This window comes from Pantoea sp., assembly GCF_032114055.1.
Lineage (GTDB): Bacteria > Pseudomonadota > Gammaproteobacteria > Enterobacterales > Enterobacteriaceae > Pantoea.
Map to the genome: position 1 here is coordinate 62823 of NZ_DAMCTB010000010.1, position 16476 is coordinate 79298.

14 protein-coding genes are annotated in these 16476 nt (G+C 56.8%); 9 read left to right on the forward strand and 5 right to left on the reverse strand.

Going from position 1 to position 16476, the window contains the following annotated elements:
* Window positions 1-2: 2 nt before the first annotated feature.
* Together mepM and lpxM are read left to right on the forward strand one after the other, a co-directional pair.
* Window positions 3-1334: a murein DD-endopeptidase MepM gene (gene mepM / locus RT657_RS15905; protein WP_313655610.1), complete on the forward strand. Its 1332-nt coding sequence runs from the start codon at window positions 3-5 to the stop codon at window positions 1332-1334.
* Between the two features lie 123 nt (window positions 1335-1457).
* Window positions 1458-2432, forward strand: coding sequence for a lauroyl-Kdo(2)-lipid IV(A) myristoyltransferase (gene lpxM / locus RT657_RS15910; protein ID WP_313655611.1), 975 nt, complete (start codon window positions 1458-1460; stop codon window positions 2430-2432).
* Window positions 2433-2588: 156 nt separating this feature from the next.
* On the opposite strand, the gene RT657_RS15915 is transcribed toward lpxM, so the two are convergent.
* Window positions 2589-3821, reverse strand: coding sequence for an MFS transporter (locus RT657_RS15915; RefSeq protein ID WP_313655612.1), 1233 nt, complete (start codon window positions 3819-3821; stop codon window positions 2589-2591).
* A gap of 84 nt (window positions 3822-3905) precedes the next feature.
* The gene (gene pyk / locus RT657_RS15920) at window positions 3906-5348 is read right to left on the reverse strand and encodes a pyruvate kinase (protein WP_111139775.1); all 1443 of its coding nucleotides are present in this window, start codon (window positions 5346-5348) and stop codon (window positions 3906-3908) included.
* A gap of 1108 nt (window positions 5349-6456) precedes the next feature.
* Between pyk and zwf the strand changes: the two genes are divergently transcribed.
* Together zwf and RT657_RS15935 are read left to right on the forward strand one after the other, a co-directional pair.
* Window positions 6457-7932, forward strand: a complete 1476-nt coding sequence (gene zwf, locus RT657_RS15930; protein ID WP_111139774.1) for a glucose-6-phosphate dehydrogenase — start codon at window positions 6457-6459, stop codon at window positions 7930-7932.
* Between the two features lie 212 nt (window positions 7933-8144).
* Window positions 8145-8783 (forward strand): bifunctional 4-hydroxy-2-oxoglutarate aldolase/2-dehydro-3-deoxy-phosphogluconate aldolase, encoded by a 639-nt coding sequence (locus RT657_RS15935; protein ID WP_313655614.1) that lies wholly within the window; start codon window positions 8145-8147, stop codon window positions 8781-8783.
* Between the two features lie 35 nt (window positions 8784-8818).
* Here the strand turns inward: RT657_RS15935 and purT are convergent, their stop codons facing one another.
* Window positions 8819-9997: a formate-dependent phosphoribosylglycinamide formyltransferase gene (gene purT, locus RT657_RS15940; RefSeq protein ID WP_313655615.1), complete on the reverse strand. Its 1179-nt coding sequence runs from the start codon at window positions 9995-9997 to the stop codon at window positions 8819-8821.
* Between the two features lie 165 nt (window positions 9998-10162).
* Between purT and RT657_RS15945 the strand changes: the two genes are divergently transcribed.
* A complete protein-coding gene (locus RT657_RS15945) occupies window positions 10163-10819 on the forward strand; it encodes a DUF533 domain-containing protein (RefSeq protein WP_313655713.1) in 657 nt (218 codons plus the stop codon).
* A 124-nt stretch (window positions 10820-10943) separates the two neighbouring features.
* Window positions 10944-13007 (forward strand): prolyl oligopeptidase family serine peptidase, encoded by a 2064-nt coding sequence (locus RT657_RS15950; RefSeq protein WP_313655616.1) that lies wholly within the window; start codon window positions 10944-10946, stop codon window positions 13005-13007.
* On the opposite strand, the gene exoX is transcribed toward RT657_RS15950, so the two are convergent.
* Together exoX and RT657_RS15960 are read right to left on the reverse strand one after the other, a co-directional pair.
* Window positions 13001-13672: an exodeoxyribonuclease X gene (gene exoX / locus RT657_RS15955; RefSeq protein WP_313655618.1), complete on the reverse strand. Its 672-nt coding sequence runs from the start codon at window positions 13670-13672 to the stop codon at window positions 13001-13003. The two genes, RT657_RS15950 and exoX, sit on opposite strands and share 7 nt — an antisense overlap.
* The gene (locus RT657_RS15960) at window positions 13669-13902 is read right to left on the reverse strand and encodes a DNA polymerase III subunit theta (RefSeq protein WP_313655619.1); all 234 of its coding nucleotides are present in this window, start codon (window positions 13900-13902) and stop codon (window positions 13669-13671) included. The genes exoX and RT657_RS15960 overlap by 4 nt, the downstream gene beginning before the upstream one ends.
* A gap of 151 nt (window positions 13903-14053) precedes the next feature.
* Between RT657_RS15960 and copC the strand changes: the two genes are divergently transcribed.
* Genes copC through RT657_RS15975 form a run of 3 tightly spaced genes read left to right on the forward strand, consistent with a single transcriptional unit; the run spans window position 14054 to window position 15686 of the window.
* On the forward strand, window positions 14054-14431 hold the full coding sequence (copC, locus tag RT657_RS15965; RefSeq protein ID WP_313655620.1) for a copper homeostasis periplasmic binding protein CopC: 378 nt from the start codon (window positions 14054-14056) through the stop codon (window positions 14429-14431).
* A 5-nt stretch (window positions 14432-14436) separates the two neighbouring features.
* Window positions 14437-15312 carry a copper homeostasis membrane protein CopD gene (gene copD, locus RT657_RS15970; protein WP_313655621.1) on the forward strand — a complete coding sequence of 292 codons (876 nt, stop codon included), beginning with the start codon at window positions 14437-14439 and terminating at the stop codon, window positions 15310-15312.
* A 26-nt stretch (window positions 15313-15338) separates the two neighbouring features.
* Complete coding sequence (locus RT657_RS15975; RefSeq protein WP_313655623.1) at window positions 15339-15686, forward strand: YebY family protein; 348 nt, start codon at window positions 15339-15341, stop codon at window positions 15684-15686.
* The last annotated feature ends 790 nt before the right edge of the window (window positions 15687-16476 follow it).

Consider the following 16476-nt stretch of genomic DNA (forward strand, 5'->3'; position numbering starts at 1 on the left):
AAGTGCAGCAGATAGCCCGCTCTGTCGCCCTCGCATTTAACAATTTGCCGCGCCCCCACCGCGTTATGCTGGGTTCATTAACCGTTGTTACTCTGGCCGTCGCTGTCTGGCGGCCTTATGTTTACCATCCCACTGATGATGTGACACCGATTGTCAAAACCATCGACCTGGATAAAAACGAACTCCGAACGCTGCTGCCGGAAGCCAGTGAGCCGATTGATCAAAGCACACCGGAACCGGACGAAGAGTTGCCTGCAGATGATGTCGACACCGACGTGCCGGAGACCGCAGGCGTCCACGACTATACCGTCTCCTCGGGTGATACGCTCAGCAGTGCCCTGAATCAGTATGGCATCGACATTGGCGACATCAATGCGCTGGTAATGAGCGATCGCGATCTGCGTAATCTGCAGGTGGGGCAGCAACTGAGCTGGACGCTGGATGATAATGGCAGCCTGAAAACCCTGAGCTGGGAGATCTCCCGCCGCGAAACCCGCATTTATGAGCGCACCCCGAAAGGCGGCTTTGCAATGCATGCGGAGATGCAGAAGGGCGAATGGCGCAACAGCGTAATGCAGGGCGAGGTGCGCGGCAGTTTCGCGGCCAGCGCTCAGCGTGCCGGCTTGACCGGAGCCGAAACCAGTAGCGTCATCAAGGCGCTGCAGTGGCAGATGGATTTCCGCAAGCTGCGTGCGGGCGACCAGTTCAGCGTACTGATGTCACGTGAAATGCTGGATGGCAAGAGTGCGCAGAGCCAGTTGCTGGGTGTCCGCCTGCGCAGCGGTGGCAAAGACTACTACGCTTTTCGGGCTGAAGATGGCAAGTTCTACGATCGCAGCGGTTCCGGTCTGGCGCGCGGCTTTATGCGTTTCCCGACGGTGAAGCAGTATCGGGTGTCGTCGAACTTTAATCCGCGTCGTCTCAATCCGGTCACTGGTCGTATTGCGCCACATAAAGGTGTCGACTTTGCCCTGCCTATTGGCACGCCGGTACTGGCCGTGGGCGATGGCGAGATCGTTGTGGCGAAAAATGGCGGCGCCGCGGGTAACTACGTCGCGATTCGTCATGGCCGTCAGTATATGACACGCTACATGCACATGAAGAAAGTGCTGGTGAAGCCAGGCCAGAAGGTGAAGCGTGGCGACCGAATCGGTCTGTCAGGCAATACCGGACGTTCTACCGGGCCGCACCTGCATTTTGAAATCTGGATCAATAATCAGGCGGTGAATCCGTTAACAGCCAAACTTCCGCGTATGGAAGGTCTGACCGGCAAAGCGCGCAGCGATTATCTGGCGCAGGTGAAGACCTGGCTGCCTCAGCTTGGCCTGAAGTAAGCGTATTCGTCAGCCCATGCAAAAACCGACGGTTTTTCCGTCGGTTTTTGCTATCTGGCGCAGGACGATTGCAAATTTTCAGGTGGTCACTATCATTAGCCGGTCATTGCTTGAGGCGAGTGCATGGAAACCCGTAAAAAAAATAACATTGAATTTATTCCCGTTTTTGAACGTTCTTTTTTAAAACCACAATACTGGGGCAGCTGGCTGGCAATTGGCGCGCTGGCCGGGCTGGCGTATCTGCCGCCGAAAGTGCGCGATCCGCTACTGGGCCGTTTAGGCCGCTTTGCCGGCAAGCTGGCAAAAGGGGCACGTCGTCGTGCGCTGATTAACCTCTACTACTGCCTGCCGGAACTCAGCGAGGCGCAGCGCGCCACGGTGGTCGATGAGATGTTTGCGACCGCGCCGCAGGCGATGACCATGATGACCGAGCTGGTGCTGCGTGACCCGGCGCGCATTCGTGAGCGGGTTGAGTGGCATGGCCGTGAAATCATCGATCAGATGAAGGCTGAGCAGCAAAATGTCATTTTTCTGGTGCCACACGGCTGGGCGGTGGATATTCCTGCCATGCTGCTGGCGTCTGAAGGCCAGAAGATGGCGGCAATGTTCCACAATCAGAGTGACCCGCTGCTGGACTATGCCTGGAACACCGCCCGCCGTCGTTACGGTGGACGGATGCATGCCCGGAATGACGGCATTAAACCCTTTATCAGTTCGGTACGACAGGGCTACTGGGGCTACTATCTGCCTGACCAGGATCACGGCGCTGAGCACAGCGAGTTTGTTGATTTCTTCGCAACCTATAAAGCGACCCTGCCTGCGGTAGGGCGGCTGATGAAGGTGTGCCGCGCCCGCGTGATACCCCTATTTCCGGTCTATAACAGCGAAACACATAAACTTGAGATCTATGTCCGTCCGCCAATGGACGATCTGCTGGACGCCGACGATCGCCAGCTGGCTCGACGGATGAATGAGGAAGTGGAGGTACTGGTCCGTCCGCACCCGGAACAATACACCTGGATACTGAAGCTGCTCAAAACCCGTAAAGAGGGCGATATCGAACCCTATTCGCGTAAAGAGCTCTATCCACGCAAATAGCAGAAAGGCCGCGCAAGCGGCCTTTTTTATTGTCTTGCAACCCATGCCAGGCGTCATAAACGTCAGGCAGAGAAAACCGGGGCGGCAAGCGTCACGTGTCAGAGTGTCAGGCCTGTGATGCGTTGCCACAGGCCTGAATGCATCCTGCGAGCTGTTTTACAACGCCTTCAGCGTGCTGCGACGTTGACGCTCACGCATAAATAGCGTCACCAGCCCGAACCAGAGCACGCCACTGGTAAAGTTGATCAGGCTGAACCACAACATGCCGCCGCTGAAGTAACCACTCTTTGCCAGCTCAATCCCTGCCGCCAGGGTCATAATACTGATCATCCCCAGCATTGCCGCCACGCTGCCTTTACCTTCCTGGCTCGCATAGAGCGTCAGGCGATAAAGTCCGGCGTTGACCATGCCCGCGCCAAAGGCGTAGAGGCTCAGCCCGGCCGTCACCAGCAGCCAGGCGTGGCTGTTCAGCAGGCTCGCCACCAGCGCCAGGCTCAGGCCGATCAGAATCGGCCAGGCGGCGAAAATCACCGGCCGCTCAATCGGCACTCGGCCAGCCAGCTTACTCAGCGTCAGGTTGCCCGCAATCATCGCCATAAACACCGGCAGCTGCAGCAGGGCATACTGCATGCGGGACAGTCCCTCATCATGCATCAGGATGACCGGAGAGAGCGCCACCCAGGTCAGAATCGGAATAAACACCAGCCCGATGGCAAAGGAGCCTGACATCACCAGCCGGTCTTTCATCAGCCGGCCATAGTTGCGCGCCAGACTGGGCAGGGCGATTGAGTGACTGCGGTCGCCTGCGGTTTCCGGCATTACGCGCCACAGCACCACAAACGCGACCACGCTGCAGGCGGCAAACAGCCAGAACATGCTACGCCAGCTGCCGAGGGTGAGCCAGGCGGCACCGGCCAGCGGGCCAGCCAGCGGGGCCAGCAGCGCCACGTTAGCCATCAGCGCCATCATACGCACCGCCAGTGCTTCATCGAATGCCTCCTGAATCGCTGCGTAGCCGACCGCGCCGATAAAGCAGAGGCTGATACCCTGAATAAAGCGCAGGCTGACAAACTCTTCAATTGAGCTGACCCAGTGGGTCAGAATGCAGGCGACGGCAAAGAAGAGAATACCGGTGAGCATCACCGGGCGGCGGCCATATTTATCAGAGAGCGGGCCGAGCAGCCATTGCAGCACTACGCCGCCAATCAGATAAGCGGTCAGTGAGGTAGAGACCCATTCCGGGCCGACAGCGAATTCGCGGGTAACGATCAGCATGCCTGGCTGGATCATGTCATGCGCAATATAGGTGGCAAATTCGAACAGCACTAACGCCAGAGGAAAGAGTAAAATTCGGCCGGTAAGCTGGCTGATGGGGTGAAAACGGGCCATCTGGCCTCCTTGTCAGAAAAGAAAACGCGACTGCCAGGCAGTCGCGTTGTTGATTCTACACCGACAATGTTAATGCGGGCGCAATTAATCCACGCGCAGTACACGGGAAGTGTTGGTGGTGCCGGTTGCCCCCATGACATCGCCCTGGGTCACGATGACCAGATCACCGGAGACCAGAAAGCCTTTGTCACGCAGCAGGTTAACGGCATCGTGTGCCGCCGCGACGCCGTCGTTGTTGCTGTCGAAGAAGACCGGTGTCACACCCCGGTAAAGCGCAGTAAGGTTCAGCGTGCGTTCATGGCGTGACATGGCGAAAATCGGCAGGCCCGACGTGATACGTGAGGTCATCAGCGGCGTACGACCTGACTCGGTCATGGTGATAATCGCCGTCACGCCCTGCAGATGGTTCGCGGCGTACATCGAGGACATCGCGATGGCTTCTTCGATGTTGTCGAACTGCACATCCAGACGGTGCTTGGAGACGTTGACGCTGGGGATTTTCTCCGCGCCCAGACAGACCTTGGCCATCGCCGAGACGGTTTCAGCCGGATACTGACCTGCCGCCGTTTCAGCGGAAAGCATGACCGCATCCGTGCCATCCAGTACGGCGTTCGCCACGTCCATGACTTCGGCTCGGGTTGGCATCGGATTGGTAATCATCGACTCCATCATCTGCGTCGCGGTAATAATGGTACGGTTAAGCTGGCGGGCACGGCGGATCAACGCTTTCTGAATGCCGACCAGTTCCGGATCGCCAATCTCAACACCCAGGTCACCACGCGCCACCATCACGACATCTGACGCCAGAATGATGTCATCCATGGCTTCCTGAGTGGCGACCGCTTCAGCACGTTCCACTTTTGCGACCAGCTTCGCGTCACAACCCGCTTCGCGCGCCAGACGACGCGCCAGGTTCATATCTTCGCCACAGCGTGGGAAGGAGACAGCCAGATAGTCGACCTGAATCTTCGCCGCGGTGATGATGTCTGCCTTATCTTTTTCAGTCAGTGCTTCTGCAGACAGGCCACCGCCCAGTTTGTTAATGCCTTTGTTATTTGACAGCGGGCCACCTACGGTCACTTCCGTGAACACTTTCATCTGCTGAACTTCCAGCACTTTCAGCTGTACGCGGCCATCATCCAGCAGCAGGATATCGCCAGGCACGACATCTTCCGGCAGCCCTTTATAGTCGATACCAACGCGCTCTTTGTCGCCTTCGCCTTTACCCAGGCTGGCATCCAGCAGGAAACGGTCGCCGATATTCAGGAAAACTTTACCTTCCTTGAAGGTCGACACGCGGATTTTTGGGCCCTGCAGGTCGCCGAGGATGGCGACGTGGCGCCCCAGTTTTGCGGCGATCTCGCGCACTTTATCGGCACGTAACTGATGATCTTCTGGCGTGCCGTGAGAGAAGTTGAGTCGTACAACGTTGGCACCGGCGGCGATGATTTTTTCGAGGTTATTATCACGATCGGTAGCCGGGCCGAGGGTTGTAACGATTTTGGTTCTTCTGAGACGTCTTGACATCGAGGACTCCGTAAACATTTAAGCGTGCCCCGGTGGGAGGACACAACAGGGTTATCTATTCTATATGATCGATGAGTTGTGATACGACTCACATTGTAAATGTGATGTTAATTTTTTTGCTGATTATCCTCTTCCCGCGGTGTGAATTTTTCATAATGCGACGCTTTAAACATCATTTTCACGCATTGCAGGTTTTTCCTGAAGGGGCGCCCGTTCCAGGAGAACCCGTCGCCAGCACATCGATCATGGTTAACTACGCCAGGCGCAATACCCCGGCAGACAGACATCAGTATCACCCGGTACATCAGGCACTAAAGCGACAGCTTCATGAGCCAGGAGTGAATCAGGAAAAATGACGGCAACCCGGGTGGAACCGTTTACACGGGCCAGGCGAGCCAGTTCTACCATATTTTTTGTGCGCCCAGAATGTGAAATGAAAACAAAAACGTCACCGGCTCGACTATTTACCCAACTCATGCGCTGGATCACAATATCGTCCCGCCTGATGACCGGCAGATTAAACACAGCGTGCCAAAGGCGTTGTGCACGGCTAAGCCGGGGGTTACCGGGCTGAAGAAGGCGCATCTCCTGGCCTGCAGCAGCGCGAGCTGTTCAGCTGACCCTGACCAGATTGCAGACCGGTGAGGGGGGGCAAAGCCGTTGTGGCCGTCGTTCTCTGCATGGTTATCGTCATCGACCCTTGCTTCTGCCTCTCATCAGAGGCAACGCCAGCTCCCCCCTGACGGCAGAAAAGCGACGCCCGGGAATGTTTCTCTTCGGTTATCCCTGTTGCCGGTAAGGATGAACGGAACCGCTGCTGCATCAGCACCTGGCAAGCGCAACGGCGGACAAGCCGGCAGCCTCCTGATTTGCGATACTTTGTTTCATGCTGGCACGCCTGACACCCGCAGAAACAGAAAAAAAATCGCCATCCGCACGGGTCATCACACGCACCTGGCTTATCCGGTTCAGAGTTAATGCGGTTGACCTGGCGAGTCGGTTTACCTGGCGCAGGGAAAAAAGTAGAGTGTGCTCAGGAAAATAATAACCTGGACCCGGTGGCTGAGGATGCATCTCCACCGGACTATCCTGCAATGAGGAGAGGAAAATGGCGGTAACACAAACAGCCCAGGCATGCGATCTGGTGATTTTCGGTGCCAAAGGCGATCTTGCACGCCGTAAACTGTTGCCTTCACTGTATCAGTTAGAGAAAGCGGGTCAGATCCACGCTGAAACCCGCATCATTGGGGTGGGCCGTGCTGAGTGGGATAAAGCGGAATACACCAAAGTGGTACGCGAAGCACTGGAAACCTTCATGAAGGAGAAGATTGACGAAGCGCTGTGGGACAAACTCAGCAATCGTCTCGACTTCTGTAACCTCGATGTCAACGACACCACGCACTTCCCGAAACTGGGTAAAATGCTGGACCAGAAGAACCGCACCACCATTAACTATTTTGCGATGCCACCAAGCACCTTTGGCGCGATCTGTCAGGGGCTGGGCACCGCGAAGCTGAACGCGAAACCGGCGCGCGTGGTGATGGAAAAGCCGCTGGGCACCTCTCTGGAAACGTCGCAGGAGATCAACGACAGCGTTGGCGAATATTTTGACGAGAGCCAGGTGTTCCGTATCGACCACTATCTCGGCAAAGAGACCGTGCTGAACCTGCTGGCGCTGCGTTTTGCCAACTCAATCTTTGTTAACAACTGGGATAACCGCACCATCGACCACGTGCAGATCACCGTAGCCGAAGAGGTGGGAATCGAAGGCCGCTGGGGTTACTTCGATAAAGCGGGCCAGATGCGTGACATGATCCAGAACCACCTGCTGCAGATCCTGACCATGATCGCCATGTCGCCGCCATCCGATCTCAGCGCCGACAGCATCCGCGATGAGAAAGTCAAAGTCCTGCGCTCACTGCGCCGCATCGACCAGACCAACGTGCGCGAAAAAACCGTCCGGGGTCAATACACCGCAGGCTTCGTACAGGGTAAAAAGGTTCCGGGCTATCTGGAAGAAGAGGGGGCCAACAAGTCCAGCTCAACAGAAACCTTTGTCGCTATCCGGGTGGATATCGACAACTGGCGCTGGGCGGGTGTCCCGTTCTACCTGCGCACCGGTAAGCGTCTGCCGACGAAATGTTCTGAAGTCGTGGTCTATTTCAAAAACCCGGAGATGAACCTGTTTAAAGATTCTTACTCCGAGCTGCCGCAGAACAAGCTGACAATTCGTCTGCAGCCGGATGAAGGGGTCGACATCGAAATCCTGAATAAAGTGCCGGGTCTGGATCACAAACATAAGCTGCAGACGACCAAGCTGGACCTGAGCTACTCCGAAACCTTTAACCAGTCGCACCTAGCCGATGCCTACGAGCGTCTGCTGCTGGAGAGCATGCGTGGCATTCAGGCGCTGTTCGTCCGCCGTGATGAGGTTGAAGCTGCATGGACCTATGTGGATTCCATCATCAACGCCTGGGCCGCCGATGGCGACTCGTCCAAGCCCTATCAGGCCGGTACCTGGGGCCCGGTGGCCTCGGTCGCGATGATCACCCGCGATGGTCGTTCGTGGAACGAGTTTGAATAACGGATGTTACGAGAAAGCCCGCAATGCGGGCTTTTTTTTGGCCTGTGCCTGCCCGCCTGAGACAAAGGAAAATGAACTGCCGTTTCAAAATGGTAGCGGAGTGATAGACGCTCAGGAAGCGAATCATGTATGGTAGTGACGAAATTCACAGGGCAGGAGCGGATGCTCCATGATCGGGCCGCAATCCCGGTGTTATCCGACAAGGGGAATTGATGAAAAACTGGAAAATAAGTGCTGAACAGATTCTGACTACCGGACCCGTCGTGCCGGTCATCGTTGTCAATAAACTGGAGCATGCTGTGCCGATGGCGAAGGCGCTGGTGGCAGGTGGCGTGAAAGTGCTGGAAGTGACGCTGCGCACGCCTGTCGCGATGGAGGCCCTGCGCGCGATGATCAGAGAGGTGCCTGAGGCGATTGTCGGCGCGGGTACGGTGATTAATCCGCAACAGCTGCAGGAAGTCACCGAGGCTGGCGCGCAGTTTGTCATCAGCCCTGGCGTAACGGAATCCCTGCTGAAAGCGGCCGTCGAAGGACCTGTTCCGTTGATCCCGGGCATCAGCACCGTTTCGGAGTTAATGACCGGTATGGACTACGGTTTGCGCGAGTTTAAATTTTTCCCGGCGGAGGCCAATGGCGGGGTAAAGGCGCTGCAGGCGATTGGCGGACCCTTCCCGCAGGTGCGTTTCTGCCCGACCGGCGGCATCTCTCCCGCCAACTACCGCGACTATCTGGCGCTGAAGAGCGTACTCTGCATCGGCGGTTCCTGGCTGGTGCCCAACGACGCGCTGGAAGCGGGCGACTGGGATCGTATTACCCGCCTGGCCCGTGAAGCGGTAGAGGGCGCGAAGTAAGTCATTGCGGTGAGCGTCTGCTCACCGCCTGCGTATTATCCCTGAACGATGACGGCATTGGCGCTGGCAACCGCACGTGCAATCGCCTGAGTGGTGCTGTCACCGCTGGCCAGCGCGACGCCCAGACGCCGCTGCCCGCTGATCTCCGGCTTGCCGAACAGGCGCAGTTGCAGACCCGCACCCAGCGCCGCTTCGACATTCACAAACTGCACATTCTGGCTGGTCAGCTGCGGCAGGATCACGGCGGAAGCGGAGGGACCATACTGGCGGATCCCGCCAATCGGCAGGCCGAGAAAGGCCCGCACGTGCAGCGCAAACTCCGACAGATCCTGCGAAATCAGCGTGACCATCCCGGTGTCGTGAGGGCGCGGCGAGACTTCGCTGAAGACCACCTCATCCCCGCAGACAAACAGCTCAACGCCAAACAGACCATAGCCGCCGAGCGCCTTCACGACCTGTGCGGCCACATCCTGCGCCCGCTGCAGCGCCACATCGCTCATCTGCTGCGGCTGCCACGATTCGCGATAGTCCCCATCCTCCTGGCGATGACCAATCGGCGCACAGAAATGGATGCCATCAACGGCGCTGATAGTCAGCAGGGTGATCTCGAAATCAAAATTCACCACGCCTTCCACGATGACGCGGCCGGCACCGGCGCGGCCACCCTGTTGCGCATAGTCCCAGGCCTGATCAAGCTGGCTGGCATCGCGGATAAAGCTCTGGCCTTTACCGGATGAACTCATGACCGGCTTCACGATGCAGGGGAAGCCAATCTCTGCGGCGGCCTCATCAAAGCTTGCCTTGCTGTCGGCAAAGCGGTAGCGGGAGGTCGGCAGGGATAACTCTTCGGCGGCCAGACGACGAATGCCTTCGCGATTCATAGTCAGCCGGGCGGCGCGGGCAGTCGGCACGACACGCTGACCCTGCTGCTCAAGCTCCACCAGCATATCAGTGGCGATCGCCTCGATTTCCGGAACGACAAAGTCAGGCTGCTCTTCTGCGATCAGTGCGGCCAGGGCTGCACCATCCAGCATGTTAATCACATGGCTGCGATGTGCGACGTGCATCGCTGGCGCATCGGCATAACGATCCACCGCGATCACCTCCACACCCAGACGCTGACACTCCAGCGCCACCTCTTTTCCCAGTTCACCTGAACCCAATAACATCACGCGCGTCGCTGCCGGGCGCAGCGCGGTTCCGAGAGTTGTCATACATTCACCTAAGCAGTCAGAATTCGGCCGCAGTATAAACGAAAACGTTTGCGTTCTCATCTTTCCTCTCGGTTACGCGGCCGTTTGCCTTACTTTTCCCGCTCTGACGTTTCCTGACATCCGTTTCGCCAGGATAGCAGGCTGATACGGTAAAAGGAGTGAATGATGACTAACTGGTTGCAACAGATTCAGTCCGTGCTGGCGAAGAAGGGGGGTGAGGGTAAAGCAGGAGGCAGCTTAAGCGATATGCTCGCGCCTGGTGCACTGGGCGGTCTGGCCGGAATGCTGATCGCCAGTAAATCGTCGCGCAAGCTGCTGACGAAGTATGGCGGCAAAGCGCTGATCGTCGGCGGCGGTGCGGCGGCGGGCGCGGTGCTGTGGAGCAAATATAAACAGCGGGTCAGCGAAGCGCACCAGAATGAGCCTGACTTTGGTGTGACGCAGACGCCGGTAGACAAGCGCGCTGAACGCCTGGTGACGGCGCTGGTCTTTGCCGCCAAAAGTGACGGGCACATCGACGATCAGGAGCGTGCTGCTATTGAACAGAATATTCATCAGTCCGGCTACGGTCAGGATGCGGAGCAGCTGATCCAGAAGGCGATGAACCGCCCGCTTGATCCACAGTGGCTCGCCGCCGATGTCAGAAACGAGGAGGAGGCGCTGGAACTCTACTTCCTGAGTTGCGCGGCTATCGACATCGATCACTTTATGGAGCGCAGCTACCTCTCTGCGCTGGGCGACGCGCTAAAAATCCCGCAGGATGTCCGCGACGGCATTCAGCAGGATCTCAACGAAGAAAAAGCCCGGCTTCCCGCCGGTTAATCCCCGTGACACACCGCTGGCAGGGCAGGTTGCCCCCCGTCAGCGGAACCCTTTGAACCCATCTCTGGCTTCCGGCTGTTGAAGTGTTACGCTTAAAGATCATGACGTTCACGGAGAATGATGGATGAAAGCCCCCGTCGCAAAAAAAATTCCTCATGAGATGACGCTGCATGGCGAGACGCGCGTTGACAACTATTACTGGCTGCGCGATGACAAACGTGAAAACAGCGAAGTCCTTGATTATCTGCGCGCCGAGAATAACTACGGCAAAAAGATTATGGCATCGCAGCAGCCGCTGCAGGAGCGGGTGTTAAAAGAGATCATTGATCGGCTGCCGCCTGAAGATCACTCGGTGCCCTATGTAAAGAATGGCTACCGCTATCAGAGCCGTTATCAGAGCGGGAATGAATACCCGGCCTATTATCGCCAGCCTGCCGCGAGTGATGAGTCCGGGGAGTGGACTCTGCTGCTGGACGCCAACCAGCGCGCCTCGCATAGCGAGTTTTACACCATGGGCGCGCTGCATATCAGCCCGGACAACCGGTTGATGGCGCTGGCGGAAGACTTCCTGTCGCGACGCCAGTATGGCATCCGCTTCCGCAATCTTGAGAGCGGCAGCTGGTATCCTGAAGTGCTGAGCAACGCTTCATCCAGCTTCGCCTGGGGCAACGACTCGCGCACCCTTTACTATGTGCGTAAGCATCCGCAGACACTGCTCTCTTATCAGGTCTGGCGCCATGAACTGGGCACGCCGCAGTCAGATGATCAGCTGGTGTATGAAGAGCAGGATGACACCTACCATCTCAGCGTGCACAAGAGCACTTCCAAGCAGTTCATCATGATCGCGCTCTACAGTACCAATACCAGCGAAATTCAGCTGATCGACGCGAATTTTCCCGACGCGCAGCCGCATGTCTTTCTGCCGCGCCGCCGCGACCATGAATACAGCATCGACCATTATGATCATCAGTTTTATATTCGCTCTAACCGGGAAGGCAAAAACTTCGGCCTCTATCGCAGCCGTTATCTGGATGAGTCGCGCTGGGAGACGCTGATCCCGCCACGGGAATCGGTGGTGATGGAAGATTTTCAGCTGTTCCGCGACTGGCTGGTGGTCGAGGAGCGTCAGCGCGGCTTAACCAGCCTGCGGCAGATCAACTGGGCGACTGGCGAAACCAGCGGCATTGCCTTTGACGATCCGACCTACGTCACCTGGCTGGCCTATAACCCCTCACCGCGCACCAGCAAACTGCGTTATGGCTATTCATCCATGACGACGCCGACCACGCTGTTTGAGCTGGATATGGACACCGGCGAACGACGTATCCTGAAACAGAGTGCGGTGAAGGGCTTTAACGCAGACGATTACAGAAGCGAGCATCACTGGATCAAAGTCAGCGACGGCACCGAAGTTCCGGTGTCGCTGGTCTATCATCGTAAACATTATCAGCCGGGTCAGAACCCGATGCTGGTCTATGGCTACGGCGCTTACGGCAGCAGCATGGACGCCGATTTCAGCGTCAGCCGCCTGAGCCTGCTGGATCGCGGTTTTGTCTATGCGCTGATTCAGGTGCGTGGCGGTGGTGAGCTGGGACAGCAGTGGTATGACGGTGGCCGCCTGCTGAATAAAATGAACAGCTTCACCGATTTTACTGAGGTGACAAAGGCGCTGGTGGCGCGTGGCTTCGGCCACCCGGAACGGCTCTATGCGATGGGCGGCAGCGCGGGGGGCCTGTTAATGGGCGCGGTAATTAACCTTGCCCCGCAGCTGTTTCATGGTGTCGTGGCGCAGGTGCCGTTTGTGGATGTGGTGACAACAATGCTGGATGAGTCGATCCCGCTGACGACCGGCGAATATGACGAGTGGGGCAACCCCAACGATCCGGCGTACTACCGCTACATCCGTCAGTACAGCCCTTATGACAATGTGGAGGCAAAAGCCTATCCTCACCTGCTGGTCACCACCGGACTGCACGATTCGCAGGTACAGTACTGGGAGCCAGCTAAATGGGTGGCGAAGCTGAGGTCGCTGAAAACCGACAACAACCTGCTGCTGCTCTGCACGGATATGGATGCCGGACATGGCGGTAAGTCGGGACGCTACAAAGCCTACGAGGGAATTGCGATGGAATATACCTTCCTGCTGGGGCTGGCGCAGGGCTCGTTGCCGCCAGCCCAGGATTACTGAGGCTCGCTCAGGTATTTTCGCAGCGCCTGTCGCAATGGCGGGCGCAAATCGCTGACATTATCCAGTACCCACTTCAGGTAGCCCGGATCCTTACGGGCAATCACCGCAATGGTCTGGCCGCGATACTTGCCGAACGGCAGGATGTCGTCGCGCTGGGCTGCCGGCTGTGAACGGACGATCATTTCGGACGCGCTCCAGCCCGAGGTTTCCATGATGCGGATGAGCAGCGCGGCCGTGACATAGCAGTCATAAAGCGCGCGGTGGGCGTGCAGATCGGCAGGCGGCGTCACATCCAGCTTCAGTGAATGGCGAAGCGCCTGGTTGCCATACTTAATGCCCGGCCAGAGCTGACGCGCCAGCTGCATTGTACAGATCCATTCACCGAACATTTCCGGCAGCATCCGGCGGTCAAAGCTGGCATTATGCGCCACATAAAACGCACTACCGTAATAGCGCGGGATCGCCTCTTCGATGGTCGGTTTACCCGCCACCATCGCTTCGGTGATGCGATGGACTGCCATCGCCTGACGGCTGATGGGGCGGTCAGGCAGGATAAGATCGCTCATAGGATTAACTATCTGCCCGTGCACCACATCCACGGAGGCGACTTCGACCACGCCGCCCTGCAGACCGCAGGTTTCAGTATCGATAACGCGGAACATCATGATTTCATCTTCGGTTCATAAGGCAGGCGCGACAGGCTGAGTGACGCCTGGCGGTAGTGCATCAGACGCTGACGGAACCAGTCACGCAGTGCTTCGGGCTGTTCCTGCACGACCATTTCGGCAACCACCGGCATGTTGTAGCGCTCTTTAAACGCCACGCCCGCAGCCGCCAGGTCGACATTGATCTTGTCTTTCTCTTCCTGGGTCAGTCGGGCAAGGTTATGGCTCATAATATTCTCCTGAGGATAGCGGGCAAAAGTAATGTTTTCGCCGGTCTGAATCAAGGATAAAGGATCGCATTGCTGGCCTCGACAGTGCAAATACAGCAGCGTATCCTTTTGCCTCGTTTGCCGCCCTGGCGGCGGTTAAAAGGATGATCTTATGCAGAAAAAACAGAGTTCTCGTGTGGTTATTGCGCTGATGGCCGCCGGCACGATGGCATTCAGCTCACTGGCCGCCGCGCACGCACATCTTCACGCTTCAGTGCCTGCTGATAATGCACAGGTGACATCCTCCCCCGATGCGCTGACGCTGAATTTCAGCGAGGATATTGAGGCGGCCTTCAGCGGCGTGACGCTGCTGGACAGCCATCAGAAGCCCGTTGCTACTGCCAAAGCCCGCGTGGCCGCTGACCATAAAAAGCAGCTGATTGTTGGCCTGCCGCAGCCGCTGAAAGCGGGTGACTATCAGGTTAACTGGCATGTCCTGTCGGTCGATGGACACAAAACGTCAGGACACTATCGTTTCAGCGTGAAGTAACGCGGGTGACCACCCTCTGGATAGTGTTGCGGGCGTTGCACTTTGCCGCCGTGATGCTGATGACGGGCAGTGCCTGCTACAGCGCGCTGCTGGCGCCCCGGCGTTATCGCCCGCAACTGGCGCAGCGCCTCTTTCCGCTGATGAAGGGGAGTACCTGGCTGGCGCTGCTCACTGCGCTGGCGATGCTGGCCTGTCAGACTGTGCTGATGAGCGGCGACAGCTCGCATCTGACTGACGCCGATATCTGGCTGGCGGTACTGAGCACCCACTTTGGTACGGTCTGGCAGGGTGAAATTCTGTTCAGCCTGCTGGCCGCTGGCGCGCTGTTCGTGACCGGCAGCGTTCGCTCTCAACTGCTCTTGCTGGCGGGCGTGCTCCAGCTGGTCGCAATGGCGCTGATTGGGCATGCTGCGATGCGTGATGGCTGGCCCGGTGTACTGCAGCAGTGCAACCATGCGCTGCATCTGATTGCGTCAGCGTTCTGGGCGGGGGGATTACTGCCCCTGTTGCTGCTGATGCGCGAAGCACGCCAGATCGATCGCCGCACTGATGCTATTCGCACCATGATGCGGTTTTCACGCTACGGGCACCTGGCGGTCGCACTGACGCTGCTGAGCGGGGTCATTAACAGCCTGATGATCGCGGGCTGGCCGCTGGCCTGGCAGGATTCGCGCTATATTGAGTTGCTGCTGTGCAAAGTGCTGCTGGTTGCCCTGATGATCGGCGTGGCGCTGTTTAACCGCTATTGGCTGGTTCCGCGCTTTCGCCTGGCGGGCAGCGGCACGCAGCAGAAATTTATTCGCATGACGCAGCTTGAACTGCTGCTGGCGTGCGGAGTGGTTGGGCTGGTCAGCGTCTTTGCCACGCTGTCGCCAGCCTGAAATCGTTAAGAGAGAAAAGGGTAGTTATGTTGCTGAAGAAAGTGGTCCCCGCCATCCTGTTGTTATCCCTCTGCGGCCAGGCGCTGGCGGCACAAATCATTACCGTCAGCCGCTTTGAGATTGGCAAGGATAAGTGGCCCTTCAATCGTGAAGAGGTGATGCTGACCTGCGAGAAAGATGGGGCGCTGTTTGCCATCAACCCGAGCACCCTGATGCAATATCCGTTAAACGATATCGCAGACCAGCTGTTTAAGAATAAACAGGTGAAAGCGCAGCCAATCAGCGTGATTCAGAGCGAAGATAAAGCGCACCCGGGCCAGATGATGAGCCTGCAGCCGATCATCGAGCGCACCCAGGCATTGTGCGGTAAATAGATCTATCGGGTGCGGCAGCCAGCTGCACCTGACTTTTTTTGCCGTTGCGATCACAAACTGGTCCGGTTTATGGCCTCTGGCCCTCCGCTTACTGGCATTTCCCCCGCGCTGATCTAACCTTAAATGGCAAGGCGTCACCGCCTTCATAAATGCCAACTTTTAGCGCACGGCTCCCTGAGAGCCATTTCCCTGGACCGAATATAGGAATCGTATTCGGTCTTTTTTTGGTTTTATGATTTATATAGAATTTTGCCTGTAACAATAACCTTCCCGGACTCACCCTGTTCCACTTATTCCATTACATATTTCTCACCGCGTGAATCGGGATGCTCTTTAGACACTAAAAGGTTTAACGGGCCGTTTTTACTAAAAATATTATCTATTCCCTGCCTCCTGTAACCGGCTGGCAAGGCTTCTGATTTTATAAAATGTCGAAAGTTTAGTGTCAGGTTTAATTCCGATCACCTCATGCGCTCTTGCAAAATATCCTGTTAATGAAAAACATCATATCCGTGCTTCAGGAGAGGTATACCGCTACTGGTTTCGATAATACGGAGACATAGACGACAATCGTTGATTCAGCGTCCATCGAATAAACTGTGCCCGATAACACTTTTTCGGCTATTCAACGTCTGGCGCCTCCCGAAGGACTGACGCCATTTATCGGTAATTTATAGCTGAGCTGCCGTTAAATGAGGTGTTTTAAGCCTTCCATTTTTGTTCAGCATCACTCAAACCTGCTTCTGGCGATAAACAATAATGCTCTTTACCCTTTAACAATCATCACAGC